25 protein-coding genes, 1 tRNA gene and 2 pseudogenes are annotated in these 22,566 nt (G+C 62.8%); 13 read left to right on the top strand and 15 right to left on the bottom strand.

The features are described 5' to 3' along the window. Window positions 1-4: 4 nt before the first annotated feature. Window positions 5-190 carry a hypothetical protein gene (locus AC2FME_RS03090; RefSeq protein ID WP_149776649.1) on the bottom strand — a complete coding sequence of 62 codons (186 nt, stop codon included), beginning with the start codon at window positions 188-190 and terminating at the stop codon, window positions 5-7. Window positions 191-310: 120 nt separating this feature from the next. Here AC2FME_RS03090 and AC2FME_RS03095 point away from each other — a divergent pair, with 120 nt between their 5' ends. Beyond that, window positions 311-835 (top strand): CBS domain-containing protein, encoded by a 525-nt coding sequence (locus tag AC2FME_RS03095; RefSeq protein WP_496799593.1) that lies wholly within the window; start codon window positions 311-313, stop codon window positions 833-835. Window positions 836-842: 7 nt separating this feature from the next. Here the strand turns inward: AC2FME_RS03095 and AC2FME_RS03100 are convergent, their stop codons facing one another. Beyond that, the gene (locus AC2FME_RS03100; protein ID WP_496799742.1) at window positions 843-1,619 is read right to left on the bottom strand and encodes a metallophosphoesterase; all 777 of its coding nucleotides are present in this window, start codon (window positions 1,617-1,619) and stop codon (window positions 843-845) included. Window positions 1,620-1,754: 135 nt separating this feature from the next. On the opposite strand from AC2FME_RS03100, the gene AC2FME_RS03105 reads away from it, so the two are divergent. Beyond that, the gene (locus AC2FME_RS03105) at window positions 1,755-2,774 is read left to right on the top strand and encodes an NAD-dependent epimerase/dehydratase family protein (protein WP_496682669.1); all 1,020 of its coding nucleotides are present in this window, start codon (window positions 1,755-1,757) and stop codon (window positions 2,772-2,774) included. Between the two features lie 36 nt (window positions 2,775-2,810). On the opposite strand, the gene nqrF is transcribed toward AC2FME_RS03105, so the two are convergent. From nqrF to AC2FME_RS03135, 6 genes are read right to left on the bottom strand one after another with little or no spacing between them, the layout of a single operon-like run. Further along, window positions 2,811-4,031: an NADH:ubiquinone reductase (Na(+)-transporting) subunit F gene (nqrF, locus tag AC2FME_RS03110; RefSeq protein ID WP_496685462.1), complete on the bottom strand. Its 1,221-nt coding sequence runs from the start codon at window positions 4,029-4,031 to the stop codon at window positions 2,811-2,813. A gap of 12 nt (window positions 4,032-4,043) precedes the next feature. Next, window positions 4,044-4,652 carry an NADH:ubiquinone reductase (Na(+)-transporting) subunit E gene (gene nqrE / locus AC2FME_RS03115; RefSeq protein ID WP_170453916.1) on the bottom strand — a complete coding sequence of 203 codons (609 nt, stop codon included), beginning with the start codon at window positions 4,650-4,652 and terminating at the stop codon, window positions 4,044-4,046. Further along, complete coding sequence (locus AC2FME_RS03120) at window positions 4,652-5,305, bottom strand: NADH:ubiquinone reductase (Na(+)-transporting) subunit D (RefSeq protein ID WP_093963366.1); 654 nt, start codon at window positions 5,303-5,305, stop codon at window positions 4,652-4,654. Before AC2FME_RS03120 ends, nqrE begins: the two co-directional genes overlap by 1 nt. Continuing rightward, window positions 5,305-6,120: a Na(+)-translocating NADH-quinone reductase subunit C gene (locus AC2FME_RS03125; RefSeq protein ID WP_496799039.1), complete on the bottom strand. Its 816-nt coding sequence runs from the start codon at window positions 6,118-6,120 to the stop codon at window positions 5,305-5,307. The genes AC2FME_RS03120 and AC2FME_RS03125 overlap by 1 nt, the downstream gene beginning before the upstream one ends. Continuing rightward, window positions 6,113-7,321, bottom strand: coding sequence for an NADH:ubiquinone reductase (Na(+)-transporting) subunit B (locus AC2FME_RS03130; protein ID WP_496799594.1), 1,209 nt, complete (start codon window positions 7,319-7,321; stop codon window positions 6,113-6,115). Before AC2FME_RS03130 ends, AC2FME_RS03125 begins: the two co-directional genes overlap by 8 nt. A 5-nt stretch (window positions 7,322-7,326) precedes the next feature. Beyond that, the gene (locus tag AC2FME_RS03135) at window positions 7,327-8,670 is read right to left on the bottom strand and encodes a Na(+)-translocating NADH-quinone reductase subunit A (protein ID WP_496799595.1); all 1,344 of its coding nucleotides are present in this window, start codon (window positions 8,668-8,670) and stop codon (window positions 7,327-7,329) included. A 299-nt stretch (window positions 8,671-8,969) separates the two neighbouring features. Between AC2FME_RS03135 and AC2FME_RS03140 the strand changes: the two genes are divergently transcribed. Together AC2FME_RS03140 and AC2FME_RS03145 are read left to right on the top strand one after the other, a co-directional pair. Continuing rightward, a complete protein-coding gene (locus AC2FME_RS03140) occupies window positions 8,970-10,082 on the top strand; it encodes a THUMP domain-containing class I SAM-dependent RNA methyltransferase (RefSeq protein ID WP_496799596.1) in 1,113 nt (370 codons plus the stop codon). Between the two features lie 93 nt (window positions 10,083-10,175). Continuing rightward, window positions 10,176-10,252 (top strand) — tRNA-Pro (locus AC2FME_RS03145). 348 nt (window positions 10,253-10,600) lie between these two features. Here AC2FME_RS03145 and AC2FME_RS03150 read toward each other — a convergent pair. The 7 genes and pseudogenes from AC2FME_RS03150 to AC2FME_RS03180 form a co-directional block, all read right to left on the bottom strand. Next, complete coding sequence (locus AC2FME_RS03150) at window positions 10,601-12,130, bottom strand: cryptochrome/photolyase family protein (RefSeq protein ID WP_496799597.1); 1,530 nt, start codon at window positions 12,128-12,130, stop codon at window positions 10,601-10,603. A gap of 67 nt (window positions 12,131-12,197) precedes the next feature. Then, on the bottom strand, window positions 12,198-12,350 hold the full coding sequence (locus tag AC2FME_RS03155; protein WP_496682710.1) for a DUF2256 domain-containing protein: 153 nt from the start codon (window positions 12,348-12,350) through the stop codon (window positions 12,198-12,200). A 2-nt stretch (window positions 12,351-12,352) separates the two neighbouring features. Then, complete coding sequence (locus AC2FME_RS03160) at window positions 12,353-13,915, bottom strand: FAD-binding domain-containing protein (RefSeq protein ID WP_496799598.1); 1,563 nt, start codon at window positions 13,913-13,915, stop codon at window positions 12,353-12,355. 388 nt (window positions 13,916-14,303) lie between these two features. Next, window positions 14,304-15,248 (bottom strand): aldose epimerase family protein, encoded by a 945-nt coding sequence (locus tag AC2FME_RS03165; protein ID WP_496799599.1) that lies wholly within the window; start codon window positions 15,246-15,248, stop codon window positions 14,304-14,306. Further along, a complete protein-coding gene (gene xylB, locus AC2FME_RS03170; protein ID WP_496799600.1) occupies window positions 15,245-16,699 on the bottom strand; it encodes a xylulokinase in 1,455 nt (484 codons plus the stop codon). Before xylB ends, AC2FME_RS03165 begins: the two co-directional genes overlap by 4 nt. Before the next feature lie 231 nt (window positions 16,700-16,930). Beyond that, a pseudogene (locus AC2FME_RS03175) lies at window positions 16,931-17,255 on the bottom strand (hypothetical protein); the annotation flags it as partial. A gap of 239 nt (window positions 17,256-17,494) precedes the next feature. Then, window positions 17,495-17,935 (bottom strand): annotated as a pseudogene (locus AC2FME_RS03180) (SDR family NAD(P)-dependent oxidoreductase); the annotation flags it as partial. Window positions 17,936-17,963: 28 nt separating this feature from the next. On the opposite strand from AC2FME_RS03180, the gene AC2FME_RS03185 reads away from it, so the two are divergent. The 9 genes from AC2FME_RS03185 to AC2FME_RS03225 all read left to right on the top strand — a co-directional run bounded on the left by AC2FME_RS03185 (window position 17,964) and on the right by AC2FME_RS03225 (window position 22,565). Continuing rightward, window positions 17,964-18,305, top strand: a complete 342-nt coding sequence (locus AC2FME_RS03185; RefSeq protein ID WP_496799601.1) for a hypothetical protein — start codon at window positions 17,964-17,966, stop codon at window positions 18,303-18,305. Between the two features lies 1 nt (window position 18,306). Then, window positions 18,307-18,630, top strand: a complete 324-nt coding sequence (locus AC2FME_RS03190) for an amino acid kinase family protein (protein WP_496799602.1) — start codon at window positions 18,307-18,309, stop codon at window positions 18,628-18,630. Window positions 18,631-18,804: 174 nt separating this feature from the next. Then, a complete protein-coding gene (locus AC2FME_RS03195; RefSeq protein WP_496799603.1) occupies window positions 18,805-19,158 on the top strand; it encodes an amino acid kinase family protein in 354 nt (117 codons plus the stop codon). 61 nt (window positions 19,159-19,219) lie between these two features. Next, window positions 19,220-20,611, top strand: coding sequence for a F0F1 ATP synthase subunit beta (gene atpD / locus AC2FME_RS03200; RefSeq protein ID WP_496799604.1), 1,392 nt, complete (start codon window positions 19,220-19,222; stop codon window positions 20,609-20,611). Next, window positions 20,608-21,018 (top strand): ATPase, encoded by a 411-nt coding sequence (locus AC2FME_RS03205; protein ID WP_496682695.1) that lies wholly within the window; start codon window positions 20,608-20,610, stop codon window positions 21,016-21,018. Before atpD ends, AC2FME_RS03205 begins: the two co-directional genes overlap by 4 nt. After that, window positions 21,015-21,302: an AtpZ/AtpI family protein gene (locus AC2FME_RS03210; protein WP_496682697.1), complete on the top strand. Its 288-nt coding sequence runs from the start codon at window positions 21,015-21,017 to the stop codon at window positions 21,300-21,302. Before AC2FME_RS03205 ends, AC2FME_RS03210 begins: the two co-directional genes overlap by 4 nt. Further along, complete coding sequence (locus AC2FME_RS03215; RefSeq protein ID WP_496799605.1) at window positions 21,299-21,586, top strand: N-ATPase subunit AtpR; 288 nt, start codon at window positions 21,299-21,301, stop codon at window positions 21,584-21,586. The genes AC2FME_RS03210 and AC2FME_RS03215 overlap by 4 nt, the downstream gene beginning before the upstream one ends. Continuing rightward, a complete protein-coding gene (locus AC2FME_RS03220; RefSeq protein ID WP_496682703.1) occupies window positions 21,586-22,281 on the top strand; it encodes a F0F1 ATP synthase subunit A in 696 nt (231 codons plus the stop codon). Before AC2FME_RS03215 ends, AC2FME_RS03220 begins: the two co-directional genes overlap by 1 nt. After that, window positions 22,278-22,565: a F0F1 ATP synthase subunit C gene (locus AC2FME_RS03225; protein ID WP_490362510.1), complete on the top strand. Its 288-nt coding sequence runs from the start codon at window positions 22,278-22,280 to the stop codon at window positions 22,563-22,565. Before AC2FME_RS03220 ends, AC2FME_RS03225 begins: the two co-directional genes overlap by 4 nt. Window position 22,566: the final 1 nt, after the last annotated feature.

Below are 22,566 nucleotides of genomic sequence, written 5' to 3' on the forward strand. Positions count from 1 at the left end.
GACCTCAGACCTTCAGTGGCAGAAAGCCAAGCGCCAGCAGCCCGATCGCCGCCGGCAGACCGAACAGCCAAGCGCGCTTCTGCCAGCCCGGGGGCTGCTCTTTCCACAGTTTGCGGAAGTTGTGGCCACAGACCACCACCCCGAAAAAAATCAGCGCGGCAACGGCAGGGGTCAGATGCAGGTTCGACACGCGGCCCGGGTTTCCTTTTGGTCTGGCGCGGTTGCGCGGGTTTCGCGAAATTGCACCCTATACAGGTGCGCATCCTGGGGTAAGGTGAAAGGACAGCACCAGTGAAGGAGGAGACCGCCCATGGCCCCAAGCTCTTACCAGCCCCCGACGCGCGGCGACAAGCCCGAGAGCGCAACCTACAGCCAGTCGGTCGAGTCGAATCTGTCGCAGACCCAATCGACCGTGGCGAAGCTGCTGGAAGGCAAGGGCGAAGACGTGATTGCGGTTCGACCCAATGACACGATCCATACGGTTGTGCAGATCCTGAAGGACAAGCGCATCGGCGCGGTCGTGGTCACCGATCAGAACGGCGCGCTGCAGGGGATCCTGTCCGAGCGCGACATCGTGCGCCGTATGGCCGATACGCCGGGCCAGACCCTGCCTCAGTCGGTTCAGGACCTGATGACGCGCGAGGTGCGGACCTGCACACCGGACGACCTGCTGATCGAGGTGGTGAAAACCATGACCGAAGGCCGATTCCGCCACGTGCCGGTTTTGCGCGACGGGCATCTGTGCGGTGTCATCACAATCGGCGACGTGGTGCAATTCCGCTTGAAGGAACTGGAATACGAAGCCCTGCGCATGAAACAGATGATCGTCGGCTGACCGGCAGTCAGGTCTGCACCGGATCGGTGCACAGGAACCGGACCGTGCCGGGCCCGATCTCGGCCGCCGTCAGCCGACCCGTGGCAAATGCGCCCGTGTCGATCGAGATCACCCGGTTGCGCACGCATGGTTCCGGCACGATCGTATGGCCGTGGACGACCCACTGACCGTCCGAACGCGGCTTGCCCGGAAAATCTCCATGCCCCCACAGGCAGGTTCCACGGGCCTGGTCGGCGGGGTCCGAACCGGGGTTCAACGCTGCGTGCACGACGGTCACGTTTCCCGTCGTCCAGCACAGCGGCCGGGCGTGCATCCACTCAAGCAGCGGCGCCCCCATTTTCTGTTCCAGCCGTCGGGCGGCGCGCACCGCGTCGTCGGGCGTCAAGTCCAATGCAAGATCCGTCAGCCCGAACGAGGCCAGCGTCTGCCGCCCGCCATTGTGCATCCACAATCGACAGGTTCGCCTGGGCCGTTGAAGGAACCGCAGCAGCAGGTCTTCGTGGTTGCCCAGCAAGCAGATCACCTGCCGGTCACGGGCTTGGCTCAGGTGCTGCAGGTGGCGCAGGACCTGGGCGCTGTGGTCGCCGCGGTCGACATAGTCGCCGACGAACACGATTGGCAGGTCTTGCTGCAGCTGACCCAGGATCTGCTGCAGCAGATCCAGCCGCCCATGGATGTCACCCACGGCGTAGAACCGTTGCCCGGGCGCCAGCGTGGCCAGTGCGTCGGACGGGTTCGTCCCGCCGGGGCGCGAAACAAGCGACTTGAGCCAGGAAAAAATCATCACCCGCAGTGACTATCCCGAAGACCCGCGCCCGGCAATGCTCAACGGCCCTGACGACCCCGAAAATCTCCTTGACCTCGGCCGTTCGAAAGGGTCCCTGATGGTTGGACCACGGGGTTTGCGGACGGAGCTTGAATGAAACGGGTATTGGTGACGGGAACGGCGGGGTTCATCGGGTTTCACCTGGCACGACTGCTGTTGTCCGAAGGGTTCCGGGTGCATGGCTATGACGGGATGACCGACTACTACGACGTCACGCTCAAGCAACGCCGGCATCAGATGCTGCTGCAGACGCCTGGCTTTTCCGCAACCGAGGACCTGCTGGAAAACCATGACCGCCTGATGCAGGTCGCCGAGGAATTCCGACCCGAGATCATCGTTCACCTCGCCGCGCAGGCGGGCGTGCGCTACAGCCTGGAACATCCGCGCAGCTACGTGGACTCCAACGTGGTGGGCACGTTCAACGTGATGGAAGTGGCGCGCACGCACAAGGTCGAGCACCTGCTTATGGCCTCCACCTCCTCGGTCTATGGCGCGAACGAGGACATGCCGTTTTCCGAGCTGGACAAGGCCGACCACCAGCTGACCATCTATGCCGCCACCAAGAAGGCGAACGAGGCGATGGGCCATTCCTATGCCCATCTGTGGGACCTGCCGACCACGATGTTCCGCTTCTTTACCGTCTACGGCAACTGGGGGCGGCCCGACCTGGCCTATTTCAAGTTCACCGATGCCATCCTGCATGACCGGCCCATCGACATCTACAACAACGGCGAGATGTACCGCGACTTTACCCATGTCGATGACCTTGTGCGCGGCATCCGCCTGCTGATCGATGCAGTGCCCGAACGGCCTGCGTCAAAGGCGGATATCGCCGAGGGCGACAGCCTGTCGCCCGTCGCACCCTTCCGGGTGGTCAATATCGGCAATTCCGACAAGGTCCGGCTGATGGATTTCATAGAGGCGATCGAGGAAGCGGTCGGCAAGAAGGCCATTCGCAACTACATGCCGATGCAGATGGGCGACGTGCCCGCGACCTGGGCCGACACCTCGCTTCTGCAGCGCCTGACCGGGTTCAAGCCGCAGACCGACATTCGGGACGGAATGAAATCCTTCGTGGCGTGGTACCGCGACTATTACGGCATCGGCGCATGAAAAAACCGGCGCTCTGGGCGCCGGTTTCAAGGTTGGTCATCCGCCGAAATCGTCCAGCATGATGTCTTCGCGGTCCACGCCCAGTTCCAGCAGCATGTTGATGACCGACTGGTTCATGATCGGCGGACCACACATGTAGAATTCGCAGTCCTCGGGCGCCGGGTGATCCTTGAGGTACTGCTCGTACAGCACGTTGTGGATGAAGCCGGTGAAGCCCTCCCAGTTGTCGCCCGGCTGCGGGTCCGACAGGGCGACGTGCCATTCGAAATTCTCGTTCTCGGCGGCCAGCTGGTCGAAATCCTCGACATAGAACATCTCGCGCCGCGACCGGGCGCCGTACCAGAAGGTGATCTTGCGCTTGGTCTTCAGCCGCTTGAGCTGGTCGAAGATGTGGCTGCGCATCGGGGCCATGCCCGCGCCGCCGCCGATGAACACCATCTCCTTGTCGGTGTCACGCGCGAAGAACTCGCCGAACGGTCCCGAGATCGTGACCTTGTCACCCGGTTTCAGGTTGAAGATATAGGACGACATCTGGCCCGGCGGGATGCCCTCGGACCCCGGCGGGGGCGAGGCGATCCGCACGTTGAGCATGATGATGCCCTTTTCCTCGGGGTAGTTCGCCATCGAATAGGCGCGCTCGATCGGTTCGCTCACCGTGGACTTGTACTGCCACAGATTGAACTTGTCCCAATCCTCGCGGTACTCCTCGGCGACGTCGAAATCCTTGTAGTCAACATCGTGCGGCGGGGCGGCAATCTGGATGTAGCCACCGGCGCGGAAATTCACATCCTCGCCTTCGGGCAGCTCCAGCACCAGCTCCTTGATGAAGGTCGCCACGTTGTCGTTCGACCGGACGGTGCATTCCCATTTCTTGACGCCGAATACCTCTTCGGGAACCTCGATCTTCATGTCCTGCTTGACGGCCACCTGGCACGACAGACGGTCGCCGCAGGCGGCCTCGCGCTTGGTGATGTGGCTTTCCTCGGTCGGCAGGATCGACCCGCCGCCTTCCAGAACCCGCACCCGACATTGTGCACAGGTGCCGCCGCCACCGCAGGCCGACGGAACGAAGAGTTTCTGAGCCGCCAAGGTCTGCAGCAGCTTGCCGCCCGCAGGCACCGAGACGGTTTTCTCACCGTTGATGGTGATGTTGACGTTGCCTGTCGAGACCAGTCGCGAGCGCGCCACCATAATGATGGCTACCAGCGCAAGAACGATCAGGGTAAAAAGGACAACGCCGAGCGAGAAAGTTTCCATGCCCCTGCCCCTTTACAGTTTGACGCCCGAGAAGGACATGAAGGCCATCGCCATCAGACCTGCGGTGATGAAGGTGATGCCAAGGCCCTGCAGCCCGTCGGGGATGTCGGAATATTTCAGTTTTTCACGCACGCCCGCCATGGCGGTGATCGCCAGCGCCCAGCCAAAGCCCGAGGACAGGCCATAGGTCGCGGCTTCGGCAAAGTTGTAGTCGCGTTCGACCATGAACAGCGAGCCGCCCAGGATGGCGCAGTTCACCGTGATCAGCGGCAGGAAGATCCCCAGCGCATTGTAGAGCGGCGGGAAATACTTATCGAGGATCATCTCGAGGATCTGCACCATCGCCGCGATCACGCCGATATAGGAAATCAGACCCAGGAAGGTCAGGTCCACGTCCGGGAATCCGGCCCAGGCCAACGCGCCCGGTTTCAGCAGATAGTTCAGCAGCAGGTTGTTGGCCGGAACAGTGATCGCCTGCACCAGCATCACCGAGATCCCCAGACCCAGCGCCGTCGAGATCTTTTTCGACACGGCGATGAAGGTGCACATGCCCAGAAAGAAGCTGAGCGCGAGGTTTTCGACGAAGATGGCCTTTACGGCCAGTGAGATGAGCCCTTCCATCAGTGCGCCTCTACCTGCTGGATCTTGTATTCACGTTCTTCGACCTGGTTCGGCTTCCACGTGCGGAAGGCCCAGATGATCAAGCCGATGATGAAGAAGGCCGACGGCGGCAGCAGCAGCAGCCCGTTGGGGACGTACCAGCCGCCGTTGTTCACGGTCTCCAGAATGGTCACCCCGAACAACGAGCCCGAGCCGAACAGCTCGCGGATAATACCCACCAGCATCAGGATCAGGCCATAGCCCATGCCGTTGCCCAGACCGTCGATGAAGGACGCCACGGGCGGGTTCTTCATGGCAAAGGCCTCGGCCCGGCCCATCACGATGCAGTTGGTGATGATCAGGCCCACGAAGACCGACAGCGTTTTCGAGATCTCGAAGGCATAAGCCTTGAGGATCTGGTCGACCAGGATCACCAGCGACGCGATGATGACCATCTGCACGATGATCCGGATCGAGCCGGGGATCTGGTTGCGCAGGCATGAGATGAAAAAGGACGAAAACGCCGTCACGAACATCACGGCCAGCGACATCACGAAGGCCACTTGCAGCGACGAAGTTACCGCCAACGCCGAGCAGATGCCCAACACCTGCAGCGTGATCGGGTTGTTGTCGACAAGCGGGTCGACCAGCAGATCTTTCTTGGTCTGTGACATCAGATCTCTCCTGCTTGCAGCTTGGTCAGGAACGGAGCATAGCCCGCGTCCCCCATCCAGAATTTCACCAGGTTGTCGACGCCGACCGTGGTCAGGGTCGCGCCGGCCAGCGCGTCGATGTAGAAGTCAGGCCCTGCGGCGGGCATGGTCTTGGCGACGGTGATCTGCAGATCACCAGCATCGTCGCGCAGCTTCTTGCCGTTCCACAGGGCTTTCCAGCGCGGGTTGTCCACCTCGGCGCCCAGACCCGGCGTTTCACCGTGCTGATAGAATTGCAGCCCGAAGATGTCGTTGCCGTTCTCTTCCAGCGCGATGAAACCATACAGTGTGGACCACAACCCGTAGCCGTGGACCGGCAGGATCACCTTATCCAGCGCGCCGTTCTCGTCGCGCAGCAGGTAAATCACGCGGTATTTCGCCTTGCGGCCGATCCCGGCAGGGTCGTTTTCCAGAGGTTCGCTCAGCTCTGGGTCGCTGGCGGCGGCAATGTCGTCGAACGTGGCCGGGTCGAAACGGTCGTCGACGAATTCACCCGACGCCAGGTCCAGCACGTGCGGCTCGAACGCGGCAAAAGCCTGGGCCACGTCGATGCCGGGTTCATAGATACCCGCGACCTGCAGAACGTTGATCTGTTTGTCCTTCAGCTTGTTCGCTTCTTGCACCGGGCGCAGGCTGACCGCGGCGGCCGACACGATCATCGAGGCCACGAGGCACACGGCGACAGCGATGAAGATCGTCTTGCCCACCGAATCCGGCGAGGCCGCCAGGAACCGCGCGATGGCGCCTTTGGGTTCAGGGGATTGCGTATCAGACATGGCGACGCGCCCTCCGTTTGATGTTTGCCTGCACGACGAAATAGTCGATCAGCGGCGCAAAGACGTTGCCGAACAGGATGGCCAGCATCATGCCTTCGGGGAAGGCCGGGTTCACCACCCGGATCAGCACGACCATGACACCGATCAGCGCGCCATAGATATAGCGGCCCATGTTGGTGTGGCTGGCCGAGACCGGCTCGGTCACCATGAAGGCCAGGCCGAACGCATAACCGCCCAGCACGACGTGCCAGTACCAAGGCATCGCGAACATCGGGTTCGTGTCTGACCCGATCAGGTTCAGAAGCAGGGTAAAGCCGATGGTCCCTGCCAGACAGCCCACGATCAGGCGGTAGTTGGCGATCTTGGTCATCAGCAGGAAGGCCAGCCCGATCATCGCCGCCAGGGTCGAGGTCTCGCCAAAGCTGCCCTGGATCGTGCCGAAGAAAGCATCCCACCAGGTGATGCCCTGAGCGGCCAGCGCCTGATACCCGTCAGCCGCCGACACCGCCAGCGCCGTCGCGCCCGAGAAGCCATCTACCGGGGTCCAGACGGCATCGCCCGACATGGATGCGGGATAGGCGAAGTACAGGAAGGCCCGCCCCACCAGCGCAGGGTTGAGAAAGTTCTTGCCGGTGCCACCAAACACTTCCTTGCCGATGACCACGCCGAAGATGATCCCCAGCGCCACCTGCCACAACGGCGCGGTGGCCGGCATGATCAGCGTGTACAGCATCGAGGTGACAAGAAAGCCTTCGTTCACCTCATGCCCACGCACGGTGGCAAAGATCACCTCGAAGGTGCCGCCGGCGACCAGTGTCACGATATAGATCGGCAGGAAATACATCAGCCCGTGCATCACGTTGGCAAAGATGCTGGACGGGTCCAGCGAAATGCCCAAGGTTTGCAGGATGGCGATGCGCCAACCGGTTGCCGACTCCGGGCCCAGCGTCGCGATGGCCGAGTTGGCCTGGAACCCGGTGTTGTACATGCCCCACAGGATGCAGGGGATGGTTGCGATCACGACATAGGTCATGATCCGCTTCATATCCACGTAGGACCGCGCATGCGGCGCCACGGTGGTCACGGTTTTCGGAGTGTAGATGAAGCTTTCCACCATCTCGTAGATGGGGAAGAACTTCTCGTACTTGCCGCCCTTGGTGAATTGCGGCTCGATCCGGTCAAAGAAGTTGCGCAAACCCATGTGGATCAGCCCTCCTTTTCAATCTTGGTCAGGCAGTCGCGCAGCGCCAGCCCGTATTCGTACTTGGCCGGACAGGCAAAGCCCACCAGGCCCATGTCCTCTTCGTCCAGCTCCAGCGCCCCCAAGGCCTGCGCCGTGTCGGTGTCCATCACCAGCAGCGCCCGCAGCAGTTGCGTCGGCAGGTAATCCTGCGGCATCAGTTCTTCGAAGGTGCCGATGGGCACCATGGCGCGGCGACCGCCGTTCAGGTTCGACGTGAAGGCGAACAGCTTTTGGGCAAAGGCCGAGCCCAGAACCGGCTGCACCGCGTATTTCGACGGCATCGGACGGATCCAGCCCATCGGGATCTGGTCGTGATCCTCGCGGATAATGCAAATCTGACGCGCAAAGCGTCCCAGATAGGCGAACGGCCCGGTGGCGTGACGGCCCGACAGAACCGAGCCGGAAATGACGCGGGCTTCGCCGCCTACATTGATCTCGTCGCGTGTCAGATCCTCGGTCGAGGCCCCCATGACGGTGCGGATCAGACGCGGCTGACGCGCGCCGGGACCGGTCAAGGCGACCACCACGTTCGGGTCCAGATGGCCCGATTGCAGCAGCCGCCCGATGGCAATCACGTCATGATAGCCGATGGTCCAGACGGTTTTCTCGGCGGTCACGGGTTCGAGGAAATGGATATGCGTGCCGGCAAGGCCCGCCGGATGGGGGCCGTTGAAGGCCGCGGCCTCGACGCCCGGCAAATCGGCGCCTGGGATCGTATCGCCATCCTTCTGGCACAGATAGGTCTTGCCTTCGGTCAGCTTGGCCACGGCGGCCAGACCGGCGGAAAAGGCCTCCGCCGCGTCGTTGATGATCAGCGCGGCATCGGCGGCCAGCGGCTCGCTGTCCATGGCGGTTACGAAGATCGCGGCGGGCTGAGTGCCCGGCTGCGGCATCTTGGAATAGGGCCGCGTGCGGAATGCGGTCCACAGGCCGGCGGCGCACAGCTTGGCGGTGAGGCCCTGCGCGGTCTCGGCATCGCCCACGCCCGAGAAATCAACACCGGGGTCGTTGGGGTCCGACACTTCGATGACGACGCTTTGCAGCACGCGCCGCGCGCCGCGGTTGATGGCCACGACCTTGCCGGTCAGCGGCGCAACCATCATCGCCTCGGGCGCGTCCTTGTGGCAGAACAGCGGCGTGCCACGCTGGACGAGGTCCCCTTCCTGCACCAGCATGCGGGGTTTCAGACCGATGTAATCGGCACCCAGAACGCCCACGGTTGAATAGTTCGGACCCGGCTGGATGCTTTGCTCGGGCGCACCCAGAATCGGCAGATCCAGCCCTTTTTTCAGTTTGAAAGTTTGCATGTCGCTACGTTCTTCCAAGCCTTTTTCTTGCGCCCGCCATGCAGGCCCGATGATCCGAGCACTGAACAGCGCGGAGTTCCGCCCGCCCCGTCGCAAAAGCAACGCAGACCGGCCGAAATCCGCAGGCGTCTTTCCGATTACGGCCCCTTTACGCGGCACTGCGTCCAAACGCAAACCTGTTACCGCCAAAATCGCCACCGAAACCAAAAAAAACTGCGAAATCCAGCGCCGAAATACCCAAAACCCGGTACGCGCAAATTCCTGTCGCACGCCCACAAGCGCTGGTGTATGCACCCGGGATGGACACAGCCGAGCTTGAAATCTTTCTGGTGGCCGCGCCCGGGTTGGAAAAGCCCTTGCTGGCCGAGACCATCCGCAACGGATTCGCCGGTGCGAAGCAAGTGCCCGGCGGCGTCTTGCTGCGCGGCGGCTGGCCCGAGGTCTGGCGGGCCAACCTGATGCTGCGCGGGGCCAACAAGGTTCTGGTCCGGCTGGGGTCTTTTCCCGCCGTGCATCTGGCCCAGTTGGACAAGCGCGCGCGCAAGTTTCCCTGGGGCGACGTGCTGCGCCCGGACGTGCCCGTCAGGGTCGAGGCCACCAGCCGCAAATCCCGTATCTACCACGCCGGTGCGGCGCGTCAGCGCATCGAACGCGCGGTCTCGGACACACTGGGCGCCCCGCTCGCCCAGGATGCGCCGGTGCGGGTGCTGGTGCGCATCGAGAGGGACATCTGCACCCTGTCGGTCGACAGCTCGGGCGATCCGCTGCACAAACGCGGCCACAAGGCGGCGGTGGCCAAGGCGCCAATGCGCGAGACGATGGCAGCCATGTTCCTGCACGAATGCGGTTTTGACGGGTCCGAGCCGGTACTGGACCCGATGTGCGGGTCTGGCACCTTCGTGATCGAGGCGGCCGAAATCGCGCTTGGCCTTCCGCCCGGCCGGTCGCGCGACTTTGCCTTTCAGCATCTTGCGACGTTCGATGCCGCCGAATGGGCCCGGATGCGCCAACCGCACGACGCCGCCGGGACCGGGCTGCGGTTTTACGGCTCTGACCGGAATGCGGGCGCGATCGAAACCGCAACGGCCAACGCGCAACGCGCCGAGGTCGATACGGTCACGCGGTTTCGACAGGCTGCGGTCCGCGACATCAAGCCGCCTGCCGACCAAGCCGGGCTGGTGATCGTGAACCCGCCCTATGGCGCACGGATCGGCGACGAAAAACGCCTTCGGTCGCTCTATGGCAGCCTGGGCAAGGTGCTAATGGCACGGTTTTCGGGCTGGCGGGTCGGAATCGTGACCAGCAACCAGTCGCTGGCGCGAGCGACGCGCCTGCCCTTGGTCGCGCCGGGGCCGGTCGTCGATCACGGCGGCACCAAGATCCGGTTGTACCGAACCGACCCCTTGCCTTGACCACGGCGGTGTCCGGCGAAGAGTTTTGAGCGCATTGCCCCAAGAATCCCTCTTGCACATTCAAATCGCCGGGTATAGATCACGCGCCACGGTCGGAGTGTAGCTCAGCCTGGTAGAGCACTGTCTTCGGGAGGCAGGGGCCGGAGGTTCGAATCCTCTCACTCCGACCAATAATTCAAGGCGCCCTGCGGCGCCTTTTTTGTTGGCAAGACAGAGCTCCAAGGTTTGTTGAACCTCATTGCTATTCGAACTCCAGAACTCTGGCAGCCTTCCGCAGATGCTCGGGACTGAACCGAGCGTAGGTCGACGCCGTGATTCTAGTATCGGTGTGACCGAGATACTGAGAGCTATCTCATCCACCTTAGACCCTGTGCACGGCTCCCCAACCTTGGACCACTGGAAGCTGGAACTTCCCGGCTGTTTCACGATCACGGACTGGTAAAGCCAGGTGCGCGCGGTAAGTCGCTGGCGCTGGCCATTCTAGAAATATACGACACAACCCTTGCCGGAGCGTGGCCTCAGACCGCGTCGCCCGCCTCCATTCGGGCAAGGAAGGTTTCAGCCTCGGAAAGGATCTGCGCCCGCGTCGCCGGCGCCCGTTTGTTCCAGCCGCGATAGATCGGCCCCATGCGCGGGTTCTGCGCGAAGCGCTCTCGGTGACGGTCTAGAAAGTGCCAGTAGAGAAGGTTGAAAGGACACGCATTCGGCCCCGTCTTTTCTTTGACGTCATAGGCGCAACCGACGCAATAGTCCGACATCCGGTCAATATAGGCGCCGGACGAGGCATATGGTTTTGACGCCACCACGCCGCCATCGGCGAATTGGCTCATGCCTAGGGTATTCGGTGCCTCGACCCATTCAAAAGCATCCGCATAAACCGCAAGATACCATTCATGGACCTCGGCCGGGTCAATCCCGGCCAAAAGCGCAAAGTTGCCCGTCACCATCAGCCGTTGAATGTGATGGGCATAGGCGAATTCGCGGGTCTGCCCGACCACCTCGGCAATGCAGCGCATGCGCGTCGGTGCCCCCCAGTAGAATTTGGGCAGGCTGCGTTTATGGGCCAGCACGTTGTTGTGAATGTATCCCGGCCCTTCCAACCACCAGACTCCACGGATGAATTCCCTCCAGCCGATGATCTGTCGGATAAAGCCCTCGACCGCATTGATCGGTGCCCGGCCCGCCCGCCATTCGGCCTCGGCAGCCCGGCAGACCTCTAGCGGAGACAGGAGCCCAAGGTTGAGAGCTGGCGAAAGCAAAGAATGGAACATCGTCGGGGCCCCGGTGACCATGGCGTCCTGAAAATCGCCAAAACGTGGCAGAGCATGGCGCAGAAAATGCTCGAGCAGTTTCTGCGCCTGATCGCCGTCGGTCGGGAGTGAGAAAGGTTCGACCGTACCGAAGTGGCCGGAAAAGCGCTCCCCCACCAGGTCGAGCACCGCGCGCACGGTGGCATCTGGCGCAAATGCGGGCGGATCGGGAAAAGCAAGGCCAGATTTGGGCGGTTTTCGGTTCTCGGCATCGAAGTTCCAGCGCCCCCCGGCGGGTTGCTCACCTTCCATCAAAAGGCCCGTCTTGCGGCGCATCTCGCGATAAAACCACTCCATGCGGAGCGCCTTGCGGCCCTTGGCCCAAGCGGCGAACTCCTTGGTCGAGCAGATGAACCGATCATCTTCGAGGAGCAGCATCTCCAGCGGAGTCTCTTCCAGCGCGGCTGCAAGCCGCCAGTCGCCCGGTCGGATGGCAATGACCTCGGTTGCACCAGTCTCATCCGCACGACGCAGCAACTCGCCCGGAATCGAGCCGGCATTCTCGGGGTCGTCCAGCCGGCCGTAAGCCACGCGCCAGCCGTCCGCCACCAGCCGCGCGGCAAACTTTCGCATCGCGGTGAAGATCAACGCGATCTTTTTGGGATGGTGTGGCACACTTGTGGCTTCGGCCAATACTTCGGCCATCACCACGATATCGCGGCGCCGATCAGCCGACCGCAGCGCAGCGCCGTCCACGCTCAACTGATCCCCCAAGACCAATACAAGCCGCGGTGTCAACATGGAACAGCCTTGCAGATGACGTCGAACAAGTTGCCCGAACGTCCGGCGACACAGGCTCTTGTGCTCATTTCTGTCTCTCCTTTTTCCTGCGTGCACGACGGCACGCATCGGAACAATGGCGTACCTCATCCCAAACCCGCGCCCATTTCCGCCGCCACACGAAAGGCCTGCCACAGGTCGCGCAGGTCTTTGCGGGCAAGTCACCCTTTCGGCGCATCTTCACAGGCCCAAATCCAGTTTGAGTTGGCGGTCGTCGGCCGTGCCGCGCCCGGCTTTGCGGTGCCGCCGCGCCCCGCGCCTGCTGCCGTGCAGCGCGAGGACCTTCGCCTTCGCCGCTTGAAACCCGGCACCGCGCCGGGCTTCGGCCATCCGCGCCTTTGCCGCCCGCGCCGCTGTGGCAAGATCGACCACCGGTTCGGGGTATTGCCGCCCCAGAACGCGCCCCGCCCCGGCCCAACGCCATGGCTCATGCAAAAAGGCGTCGGGCACCTCGGCAAGCTCAGGAACCCAGCGGCGGATGAAGCGCCCGTCGGGGTCGTGTTCGCGACCCTGTTTGACGGGGTTGTAGATACGCAGCGCATTGATACCGGTAACCCCCGACTGCATCTGCACTTGCGGCCAATGGATTCCCGGTTCGTAATCCGTGAAAAGCCGCGCAAGGTGTTGCCCTGTCGGGCGCCAGTCCAACCACAGATGATAGCTTGCCACGGCCATCAGCATCGCGCGCATGCGGAAATTGATCCAGCCTGTGGCGGCAAGGCTGCGCATACAAGCATCAAAAAAGGGAAACCCGGTTTCGCCCTGCTTCCAGGCTTGCAACAGTTCTGCCTCGGGCCGGCGCGGGCGAATGTCGTCAAGCGCCGGGTGCATGGCGCGCTCTTCGAGATCGGGCGCATCCTCAAGCTTTTGCATGAAGTGGCTGCGCCAGTGCAACCGTTCCTCAAACGCGGCAAGCCCTGCAGGCCAGCCCGCCCGGCCGTGCATCGCCGTGCGCGCCTTGGCTGTACGCGTGGCCTGCACCACTTCGCGCAGGGACAGGGTGCCAAAAGCCAGATGCGCCGACAACCGCGCGCAGGTAAACGGTGCGGTTCGGGGGCTCGATATCCCACGCCTGTATCCCCCCGCGCGCGTCTCCAAGAATGCAGAAAGGTCGCTCAGGGCAGCAGCCCTGCCCCCGCGCTGGCGGCCCGGACAATGGTCAGCCGCGATCCCAATCTCCGCCTCGGTCGGGAGAGCGCCGGGCGCCACGCCGGACAGCGGTACCAGTGCACCCGGCGGGCTGGCCACCGGCGCCGTCATCTCGGCCTCCCAGCGATTGGCCCAGCCATCCCGGGATGCAAGCCTGCGCACGACGCCACCCTGGGGCAGTTCGTGCCACTGAATCCCCTGCGATCGGGCCCACTCGGCAACTTGCTTGTCGCGTCCAAAGCTCCACAGGTTGCCCGTCTCCTCGTGCGACCAGATCGCGGCCAAACCCTGCCTAGCGTGAAGCTCTGCCAGAACGTCGACTGCGGCGCCGGTTCGGATCACAAGCGGCTGACCCTTTGATGCGAGGTCTGCGGACAGTTCAGCAAGGCATTGGCCAAGGAAGGCAAACTGCCGACCCGACGCGTCCGCCGACCGCCATTGATCCGGATCGACGATGTAAAGAGGAAGAACCGGCCCCGCGGCCGCCGCCCGAGCAAGCGGAGCGTGATCCTGTATGCGCAGATCTCGCTTGAACCATACGACCTGCAAGGTGGGGCTTCTGGAGCCCGGTCCGGTCCGCACCGCCAGCCTCATGCTGTGGATAGGGTACCGACCGCGTGGAGGGATTCTTCCGCAATGTCGAATTTTGCAAAAACCATACCATCGTTCCCGTTCGTCGGGCCATGTCTGCTGGCGTCTACCACTGTTTTTCTCCGCTTGGCCATGCTCTCATAATCCAGGACCTCGGGGCGACGTCTCGGTGCGTTGGGCGGCCCGGCAAACCGCGCCGCGTAGCCCAAGATCGGGGCATGGATCAACGCACCTGGTCTGGACGCGCCGCATTTGCTCATCCGCTGTCGTATCACCCAAGGATACGGAAATGCCCGTCAATCGGATCACGCAACCCGTCTCGACCGCTTCGTTTTCGGCCAGCAGAGATCTGCATGGACCGGGTGCGTAGCGGCAAGCCCTGAGCCCGGGTCTAGGCGATCTCGAGGATAAGCGTCTGGCGATAGGGCCGGTCAGGCGTGCAGACAATCGCCGGAAATGCCGGGACATTCGGCGCATTCGGATAGCCCGAAGGCTCAATGCAGACCCCGGCATACGGCGCGAAAGGCGTGGACAGATGGGCGGCGGAATAGACCTGCGCCCCGGGCTGATCGGACCGAACCGTCATCGTCAGACCCGACGGAGCCGCAAGCGCGGCAACCGGCTGATCCAGCATGCCGCTGGTGCGGAACACGAAGAAATGATCAAGATCCTTGGCGGCCTGTCCAATCCGCCGGGACGACGAGAAATCCAGCCCGACCGATGCGGACTCGACGATCCCGCCGCGTGGAATCCCCTGATCGTCCAACTCCAGGTGACGATGCGACGCCAGTTGCAGGAGGTGTTCGGAAATGCCTTGGGCGGACCCCAATGTGTAGTAGTTGTGCTGCGCGATGCTGATCGGGGTCGGCCTGTCCGGCCAGGCCGAGATCAAATACATCAAGCGTGGGCAATCCAACCGGACCTGCACCTCGAACCGAACGGCCCCCGGAAACCCACAGGTACCGTCGGGCGAGATATGCACCAGCACCGCCTCGCGTCGGGAAAGCCGCTCGACCTGCCAAGACTGTCGCGACAACCCGTCGGACCCGCCATGCAGCGTGTTTCGCCCTTCGTTGGCACTGAGCGCGTGTCGAGTGCCGTTCAACTCGAAGCCTGCCCCGCCAATCCGGTTGGCGACCCGCCCAACAATCGCGCCCAGATAGAACGGGTCGTCCAGATATTGGGACGGGTCGTCATAGCCAAGGATCAGCGGTTGATCCTTGTACCACCACCCCTGCGTGATCGCGCCATGGCCCAGCATTGACACCCGCATGCTCCCATCCTGCAGGTGGACAACCGGAATTTCAGCCAAGCCCTTCCGTTTTTTGTTCATCATCCGGCCAATGGCGCCAGCGCCTTGTAATACGTTCTGTATCGTCGATAGGCGCTGTCATAGGCTTCGGTCAAACCGCTCTGCGGTTCGATGACGGCGTCGATATTTGGCGGTGTCATCACCGTTTCGGGTGTTGCGTCCCCGGCAGCGCACATGGCCAACCGCGCCGCACCCAGTGCTGCGCCAAACGCGCTGCCTTCAGGCAGGGCCAGCGGCACGTTCAACGAGGTTGAAATCGTCTGCAGCCAAAAGCGGGATCGCGCCCCACCACCCACGGCAACCAATTGCGCCGGCTCGGTGCCCGTGGCCCTCAGTGCCGCAAGACAATCGCGCATCGCAAAACCGACCCCCTCCATCACGGCCTGCACCAGATCCGTCGACCCGGTTGCGATGTCGAGGCCCAAAAAAGCCCCGCGGATGGCGCTGTCATTGTGCGGGGTCCGCTCGCCAGAGAGATAGGGCAGAAAAGTCACCGGTGACGGCCCACAAGGCTCGGCAGCCAGCGCCCCGGCCAGCACCTCGACCGGTTGACCCAGATTGCGTGACAGCCAGTTCAAGCTGTTGGTCGCAGAAAGAATGACGCCCATCTGTATCCAACGCCGGGGGACCGCGTGGCAAAAACAATGAACCGCCGTCTCAGGCGCCGGCGCATAGCTGTTCCGGGCCATCAGAAGCACACCCGAAGTGCCAAGAGACAGAAACCCGGACCCTTCGTCGATGCTGCCGATCCCGCAGGCTGCGGCTGCATTGTCGCCTGCACCTCCGGCGACGACGACCGGGCCAGACAGCCCGAATTCGCGGCACAGATCCTGCCGCAGCTCGCCGCCGGGTTCGGTGCCTTCGACCAGACGGGGCATCTGGTCGGACCGCATGTGGCCCAGCTCGAGCGCCAAGTCCGACCAGTCCCGCGCGCCGACGTTCAGCCAGGACGTTCCCGCACTGTCGGACAGGTCACTGACATAATCTCCAGTCAACCAGAACCGCAGATAATCCTTCGGCAGCAACACCATGGCCGTACGGGCAAACAAGTCGGGTTCATGGGTGCGGACCCATTCGAGTTTGGGCGCTGTAAAACCGGGAAACACGATATTGCCCGTGGTCTGGCGCATCCCAGGGCTTTCGTCCAGCGCTTTGGCCTCTTGCGCCGACCGGGTGTCGTTCCACAGGATGCATGGCCGCAGCACTGCACCGTCCCGGTCCAGCAGCGTCGCGCCGTGCATATGCCCGCTCAACCCGATCGCCCGTACGGCGCCCCAAGACCGCCCGTCGGCGTCCCGAAGCCGGCCCATGACGGTCCTGCAGGCCTTGATCCAGTCCTGCGGGTTTTGTTCGGACCAGCCCGGATTCGGGGTGGATGTGGCAACCCCGGCCTCGGCTTCCGCAACAACCTGCCCGGCCCCGTCCACAAGAATGCCCCTGAGACCCGATGTCCCCAGATCCAGACCCAGATACATATGATGTGACCCCGCCCGTCCAGTTAGCGAGCGCAAATTGTTTCTTGAGCCGCAAGAATGTCAACATTGAACACCGCCTCTCGGGATGATCCAATTGGATTGTTGGTGAACGACCGGCCTTTGGACTGAAGTTGTCCCACCTTTTCGGACAACTTGGCAGCCTTTCCGAGGTGTATGCGCTTTGTCGCTAAAACCGGGTGAAGGGTAGACTTCCCCTTTCCCCGAACGGATTTACACCATGGCCCGTATGACCGCAGTGCCAAGCGCGGTGTAGCGGTTGAGCACGGCGACGCGGACCTGGATGTCCGCGACCTGCCCGTCGAAGCCCCTTTCCATGAGGCGTTGGCCCATCAGTTTCACGCAATGCATCTTGGGCTCGACGCGGCTTCGGCGGTGATATCCGCTCCTTTCATTGCCCGGCAGGCGCACCCGCAGGATACTGCCAAGAGGGGTCGCCAAAGCACGCGACCCGGGGATCGTGACGCGTTGGCCGCTTCTTTTCGGGCGATGCCCCGGCGCTGGCAGGCTTCCACGGGCTGGCTTTCGTGCGCCGCGGGTCGGATTGCCGTTCTGTGCCCCGTCGCCGGTCAACGCCGCGATGGCGTTCATGACCTGTACCGCATGGTCGGGGTTGGCCGCCGCCGGGTGCGGGGAGACAAAACGGCCGCTGTCATTGTCGAAAAAACGCCCCGAAGCCTCGGCGAATTCGTCCGACAGCGCCGCGCGGCGCAGGGTGTCGGCGCCGATGGCCAGGTCGTTGCCGACCACGCCAAAGCCTTCGCGCACCATTTTCGACGCCAGCAGCGAACCGGGATTGACCGCAACAAAAACCGGCCGCTGCGGATGCGCCCGTGCCATCTCCTGCGACCAGATGGTGAAGACCAGCTTGCTTTGTGCATAGGCCTCCATGTCCGAAAGCGGCCGCTTGCCGTGCATCACCCCCACGTCCACCGGCGCCTGCGCGGCCGATGATAGGTTCACCACACGGCCCCCGGCCAGGATGATCGGCAAGAGCCTTCGGGTCAGAAGATGGGGCGCCAGCGTGTTGACTACGAAACGCACGTCCAGCTCCTTGGGCGTCAGCGGCTGCGGGGTCTTGTAGACACCAGCATTGTTGATCAGCACACCCAGCCGGTCATGGCGGGCGCGCACGGCCTCGGCCAGCGCGGCGGCCCCGTCGAGGCGGGACAGATCGGCACGGAAGGTTTCAGACGCCCCGCCCACCGCCCGCGCGGCGGCGGCGCGCTTTTCGGAGCAGCACGCGGTGGCCGTCCGGGACGTCGATTTCGTCTACACCGATGTATGGGTGTCCATGGGCGAGTCGGATGAGGTTTGGTCACAGCGTATGAAACTGCTGCACCCGTACCAGGTGAACGTCGCCCTCATGGCCAAGACCCGAAATCCGCAAGCGCGTTTCGTGCACTGCCTGCCGACTTTTCACAGTGCCGAATCCTCGGTCGGTGCAGAAATCCAGAGCAAATTCAGGCTGGACGCGATGGAAGTAACCGAGGAGGTGTTCGAAGACCTGGCCTCGATCGTTTTCGACCAGGCCGAAAACCGGCTGCACTCCATCAAGGCCGTTCTGGTCGCCACTCTGGGGGCCTGAGATGCTGGTTGGCGCGGCCTTGGGCGGGAACGCGCTGTTGCGGAGGGGCCAGCCGCTGACCGCGGAGGTTCAGCGCGCCAACGTGCGTCGGGCGGCCAAGGCGCTGGCGGACATCGTCGGGGCCGGGCATCGGCTGGTGATCACGCATGGCAACGGCCCGCAAGTTGGGTTGCTGGCGCTTCAAGGGGCAGCCAGCGGACCGGATGGCGCATTCCCTCTGGACGTTTTGGGGGCCGAAACCGAAGGCATGATCGGCTACATGATCGAACAGGAGCTGGAAAACGCGCTGGCCCATGTGCACCCGATGGCGACCCTTCTGACCTAGGTTCTGGTCGACCGCAACGATCCGGCTTTTCGCAAACCGACCAAGTTCGTCGGCCCAGTCTATGACCGCGCCGAAGCCCAGGCGCGCGCCCGCGCAGCTGGTTGAACCATAGCGCAGGACGGGGACAAATGGCGGCGCGTCGTACCCGCGCCCCGCCCAGTCGAGATTCCAGATTTGCGGGTTCTGAACCTGTTGTTGGACCAGGGCGTGATCACGATCTGCGCAGGCGGCAGCGGCATACTCGTCATCCGCAAGGATGACAGCAGCCTGATCGGAATCGAAGCGGTGATCGACAAGGATGCGGCCAGCGCCCTGCTGGCGCGTCAATTGCGGGCGGACGCATTGTTGTTGCTGACGGATGTCGACGCGGTCTATCATGATTTCGGAACCGGCGCGGCCAGGCAGGTTCCAAGACTGACGCCCGACGAGGCGCGCGCATTGGATGCCCCCGCCGGTTCCATGGGGCCCAAGCTGGCAGCGGCGCGGATTTTGCCCAATCCGGCGATCTCAGCGCGATCGGACGGCTAGAAGATGCGCTAGCGCTTCTGGCCGGCAGGGCCGGGACCCGGATCGTTTCCAAGGAACTACCATGACCCAATCCGCCGATCTTCAAAACCGTGCCACCGGCCAAATCGTCGCAATCCGCGGCGGTGTGGTCGAGGCGGCATTTCCAGACCCCATACCCCGCGTCAAGGAATTGCTTTACGCCGGGAGGATCCCGCTCGAAGTGGAGTCGCTGGCAGAAGGCGGCGTGGTGCGGACAATTGCCTTGGCCCCGGTTCACGGGCTGGGGCTGGGTATGCCGGTGCGCGCAACCGGCGCACCGATTACAGTGCCGGTGGGGGATGCGGTTCTGGGCAGAATGTTGGATGTATTCGGCCAACCGCTGGACGGGTTGCCGGAACCGGCGACCGACTTGACCCGACCCGTTCACCGCCCGCCGCCTGCCCTAGCGGATCGCACCGTTCGGGCCGAAGTCCTGGAAACGGGCATCAAGGTGATCGACCTGCTGTCCCCGATCGAGCGGGGCGGCAAGACCGGCCTATTCGGGGGTGCCGGTGTCGGAAAAACGGTACTGATCACCGAATTGATCAACAACACGGTCCAAAGCCACGAGGGCGTCAGCCTATTCTGCGGAATCGGCGAACGCTCGCGAGAAGCCGAAGAACTTTACCGGGAAATGGGCGCTGCCGGCGTGCGGGACAAAACCGTGATGCTGTTCGGCCAGATGAACGAAGCCCCCGGCGTGCGGTTTCTTGTCGGCAACACCGCCTTGACGATGGCCGAGTATTTCCGCGACGACGCGCACAGGGACGTTCTGCTGCTGATCGACAATATCTTTCGTTTCGTGCAGGCCGGATCAGAGGTTTCGGGCATGCTGGGCCGGATGCCGTCCAGCGTGGGCTACCAGCCGACGCTTGCTACTGAACTGGCGGCACTGCAAGAGCGTATCGCCTCGACCAGACGTGGGGCGATCACCTCGATTCAGGCGGTTTATGTACCCGCCGACGACTTTACCGACCCGGCCGCAGCGCACATCTTTTCGCACCTCTCCGCCTCGGTCGTGCTGTCGCGAAAACGCGCCAGCGAGGGGCTGTATCCGGCGGTGGATCCGCTGGCCTCAACCTCGGTCATGTTGTCTGCATCGGTCGTGGGCCAGCGCCACTATGATGTTGCGCGCGCCGTGCGCAGGACGCTGGCCGAGTACGAGGAACTGCGCGACATCATCGCGATGCTGGGACTTGAGGAACTGTCTGCAGCGGATCGAACCACAGTCGCCCGCGCCCGCAGACTGGAGCGGTTTCTGACCCAGCCGTTCTTTACCACCCATGCATTTACAGGCACCCAGGGTCGGCGCGTGACGATCGACCAGACGCTGGACGGGTGCGAGGCGATCCTGAACCAGGATCGGTTCGATCTGCCGGAAAGCGCCTATTACATGATTGGTGCGCTGGACGAAGTGAAGGAGCAGGCCGCATGACGATGGCACGCGACATGCATGTGACACTGAGGCTACCGACCCGAACACTGTTCGACGGCAAAGCCACCGCCTTGACCGCCGTCGCGCCCAATGGCGGCTTTGGCCTGCTTCCCAACCATGTCGATTTCGTCACAGCGTTGGTACCATCGGTTCTGACCCTGAAAACCCCTGAAGGCGCTGAGTGTTTTTTTGGGATCGACGAGGGTGTATTGGTCAAGAAGGGCCATGATGTCAGCCTGGCGATCAGGCGCGGCGTGAAAGGGGACGATCTGGACAGTCTGCGCGCCACGATCAAGGCAACGTTTCTGCACATGGACGAGGACGAACGCGTCGCGCGCTCGGCGTTGTCGGGGCTCGAGGCCAATCTGGTCCGTCGCTTCGCCGAATTCAGAAAGAACGCGCCATGACCCAGAAGACCGACAGATCCGCCGAAGAGATTTCCCGCCGGGCCGAACGCATGAAGGCCGCGCGCGACAACCCCGGACCTAGCCCGTTGCGCGGGATTGGAACCTTCGGAATGATCGGTTGGTCGATCGCGGTTCCAACTGTCGGCGGCGCATTGCTGGGGTTGTGGCTGGATCGGATCGCTCCACAGGATTTCTCGTGGACCCTGGCGCTGATCCTGGGAGGGGTGGCAATAGGCGGGATGATCGCATGGGCCTGGGTGAACAAGGAAGGAAGTGAGAAATGATCGATTGGAACTGGTTCAGTTTTCTGACTGGCTTCGCATCAGGAGCCGCTGTCGGGGTCTTGTACTTCGCAGGTTTGGCGATGAGTGTTCGCTTGGCGCTGCGTGCGGCGCGACCCACCGGCCTGCTGCTGATCAGTTCGGCACTTCGGATCGCGACGGTCCTGGGGTTCGGCTGGCTGGCCGCGCAGGCCGGGCCGGCATCCCTCGCCGGCTTTGCCTTGGCCTTTATGCTTGCACGAGTGACGGCGATTACACTGGCACGCCCGGCAAACGGAGCGGCCTGATGGAGCTGACACCGGACTCGATCATTGTTTTCACTGTCTGGGGCATCCCGATCAATGCCACCATCTTCAACACGTGGATCGTCATGGGGTTGTTGACGGGCCTGTCGGTCGTGGTCACACGAAACCTCCGACCAGACACGCCACCCAATCGCTGGCGCACGACGCTCGAGGTGATCATCCAAGGCATTCAGCATCAGATACAGGAAATCACCCGGCGCCCGCCCGGCAGCCTGATCTATTTCGTCAGCACCCTGTTTCTGTTCATTGCCACGTGCAACCTGTTCGAAGTCGTTCCGGGCTTTGACGCCCCTACCGCTTCGTTGTCCACGACCACGGCGCTGGCGCTGTCGGTGCTGATCGCCGTGCCCATGTTCGGAATTTCAAGGCGCGGTCTGCGTGGCTATCTGAAGACATATCTCGAGCCATCGCCCATCATGCTGCCCTTCAATATCATCGGAGAGATCTCGCATGGGGTGTCATTGGCGATCCGCCTCTATGGCAACATCATGAGCGGCGCGGTGATCGCCGTGATCCTACTGAGCGTGGCGCCGTTCTTCTTTCCCGTATTGATGGATCTGCTGGGCCTGCTGACCGGGCTGATCCAAGCCTACATCTTCGCAATTCTGGCCACCGTCTACATCTCGGCCGCGATTTCGGATTCCGATGAGACGCAAAACGAAAAGGAACAGACATGACCGACCTAGCAATCATCGCCGCGGTTTCGATCTTTACGGCGGGACTGACGGTTTCATTCGGCGCCATCGGTCCAGCATTGGGCGAAGGCCGTGCGGCAGCCCAGGCTCTGGCGGCGATCGCCCAGCAGCCCGATGCCGCCCCCACCCTGTCGCGCACACTTTTCGTCAGTCTGGCCATGATCGAATCCACCGCGATCTACTGTTTCGTCGTCGCGATGATCCTGATTTTCGCCAACCCGTTCTGGGACACCGCTCTGGAACTGGTTCGGACATCGGGTCAATAGA

Source organism: Ruegeria sp. BHSC026, assembly GCF_059613065.1.

Coding starts and splice junctions, on each gene's coding strand:
- AC2FME_RS03225 (WP_490362510.1), top strand. CDS start 22,278: ATGACCGACCTAGCAATCATCGCCGCGGTTTCGATCTTTACGGCGGGA.
- nqrF (WP_496685462.1), bottom strand. CDS start 4,031: ATGGAAACTTTCTCGCTCGGCGTTGTCCTTTTTACCCTGATCGTTCTT.
- xylB (WP_496799600.1), bottom strand. CDS start 16,699: ATGTATCTGGGTCTGGATCTGGGGACATCGGGTCTCAGGGGCATTCTT.
- AC2FME_RS03140 (WP_496799596.1), top strand. CDS start 8,970: ATGGACACAGCCGAGCTTGAAATCTTTCTGGTGGCCGCGCCCGGGTTG.
- AC2FME_RS03160 (WP_496799598.1), bottom strand. CDS start 13,915: ATGAGGCTGGCGGTGCGGACCGGACCGGGCTCCAGAAGCCCCACCTTG.
- AC2FME_RS03095 (WP_496799593.1), top strand. CDS start 311: ATGGCCCCAAGCTCTTACCAGCCCCCGACGCGCGGCGACAAGCCCGAG.
- AC2FME_RS03215 (WP_496799605.1), top strand. CDS start 21,299: ATGATCGATTGGAACTGGTTCAGTTTTCTGACTGGCTTCGCATCAGGA.
- AC2FME_RS03165 (WP_496799599.1), bottom strand. CDS start 15,248: ATGATGAACAAAAAACGGAAGGGCTTGGCTGAAATTCCGGTTGTCCAC.
- AC2FME_RS03220 (WP_496682703.1), top strand. CDS start 21,586: ATGGAGCTGACACCGGACTCGATCATTGTTTTCACTGTCTGGGGCATC.
- AC2FME_RS03120 (WP_093963366.1), bottom strand. CDS start 5,305: ATGTCACAGACCAAGAAAGATCTGCTGGTCGACCCGCTTGTCGACAAC.
- AC2FME_RS03105 (WP_496682669.1), top strand. CDS start 1,755: ATGAAACGGGTATTGGTGACGGGAACGGCGGGGTTCATCGGGTTTCAC.
- AC2FME_RS03210 (WP_496682697.1), top strand. CDS start 21,015: ATGACCCAGAAGACCGACAGATCCGCCGAAGAGATTTCCCGCCGGGCC.
- AC2FME_RS03190 (WP_496799602.1), top strand. CDS start 18,307: ATGCTGGTTGGCGCGGCCTTGGGCGGGAACGCGCTGTTGCGGAGGGGC.
- AC2FME_RS03205 (WP_496682695.1), top strand. CDS start 20,608: ATGACGATGGCACGCGACATGCATGTGACACTGAGGCTACCGACCCGA.
- AC2FME_RS03130 (WP_496799594.1), bottom strand. CDS start 7,321: ATGGGTTTGCGCAACTTCTTTGACCGGATCGAGCCGCAATTCACCAAG.
- atpD (WP_496799604.1), top strand. CDS start 19,220: ATGACCCAATCCGCCGATCTTCAAAACCGTGCCACCGGCCAAATCGTC.
- AC2FME_RS03155 (WP_496682710.1), bottom strand. CDS start 12,350: ATGCGCCGAAAGGGTGACTTGCCCGCAAAGACCTGCGCGACCTGTGGC.
- AC2FME_RS03135 (WP_496799595.1), bottom strand. CDS start 8,670: ATGCAAACTTTCAAACTGAAAAAAGGGCTGGATCTGCCGATTCTGGGT.
- AC2FME_RS03100 (WP_496799742.1), bottom strand. CDS start 1,619: ATGATTTTTTCCTGGCTCAAGTCGCTTGTTTCGCGCCCCGGCGGGACG.
- nqrE (WP_170453916.1), bottom strand. CDS start 4,652: ATGGAAGGGCTCATCTCACTGGCCGTAAAGGCCATCTTCGTCGAAAAC.
- AC2FME_RS03125 (WP_496799039.1), bottom strand. CDS start 6,120: ATGTCTGATACGCAATCCCCTGAACCCAAAGGCGCCATCGCGCGGTTC.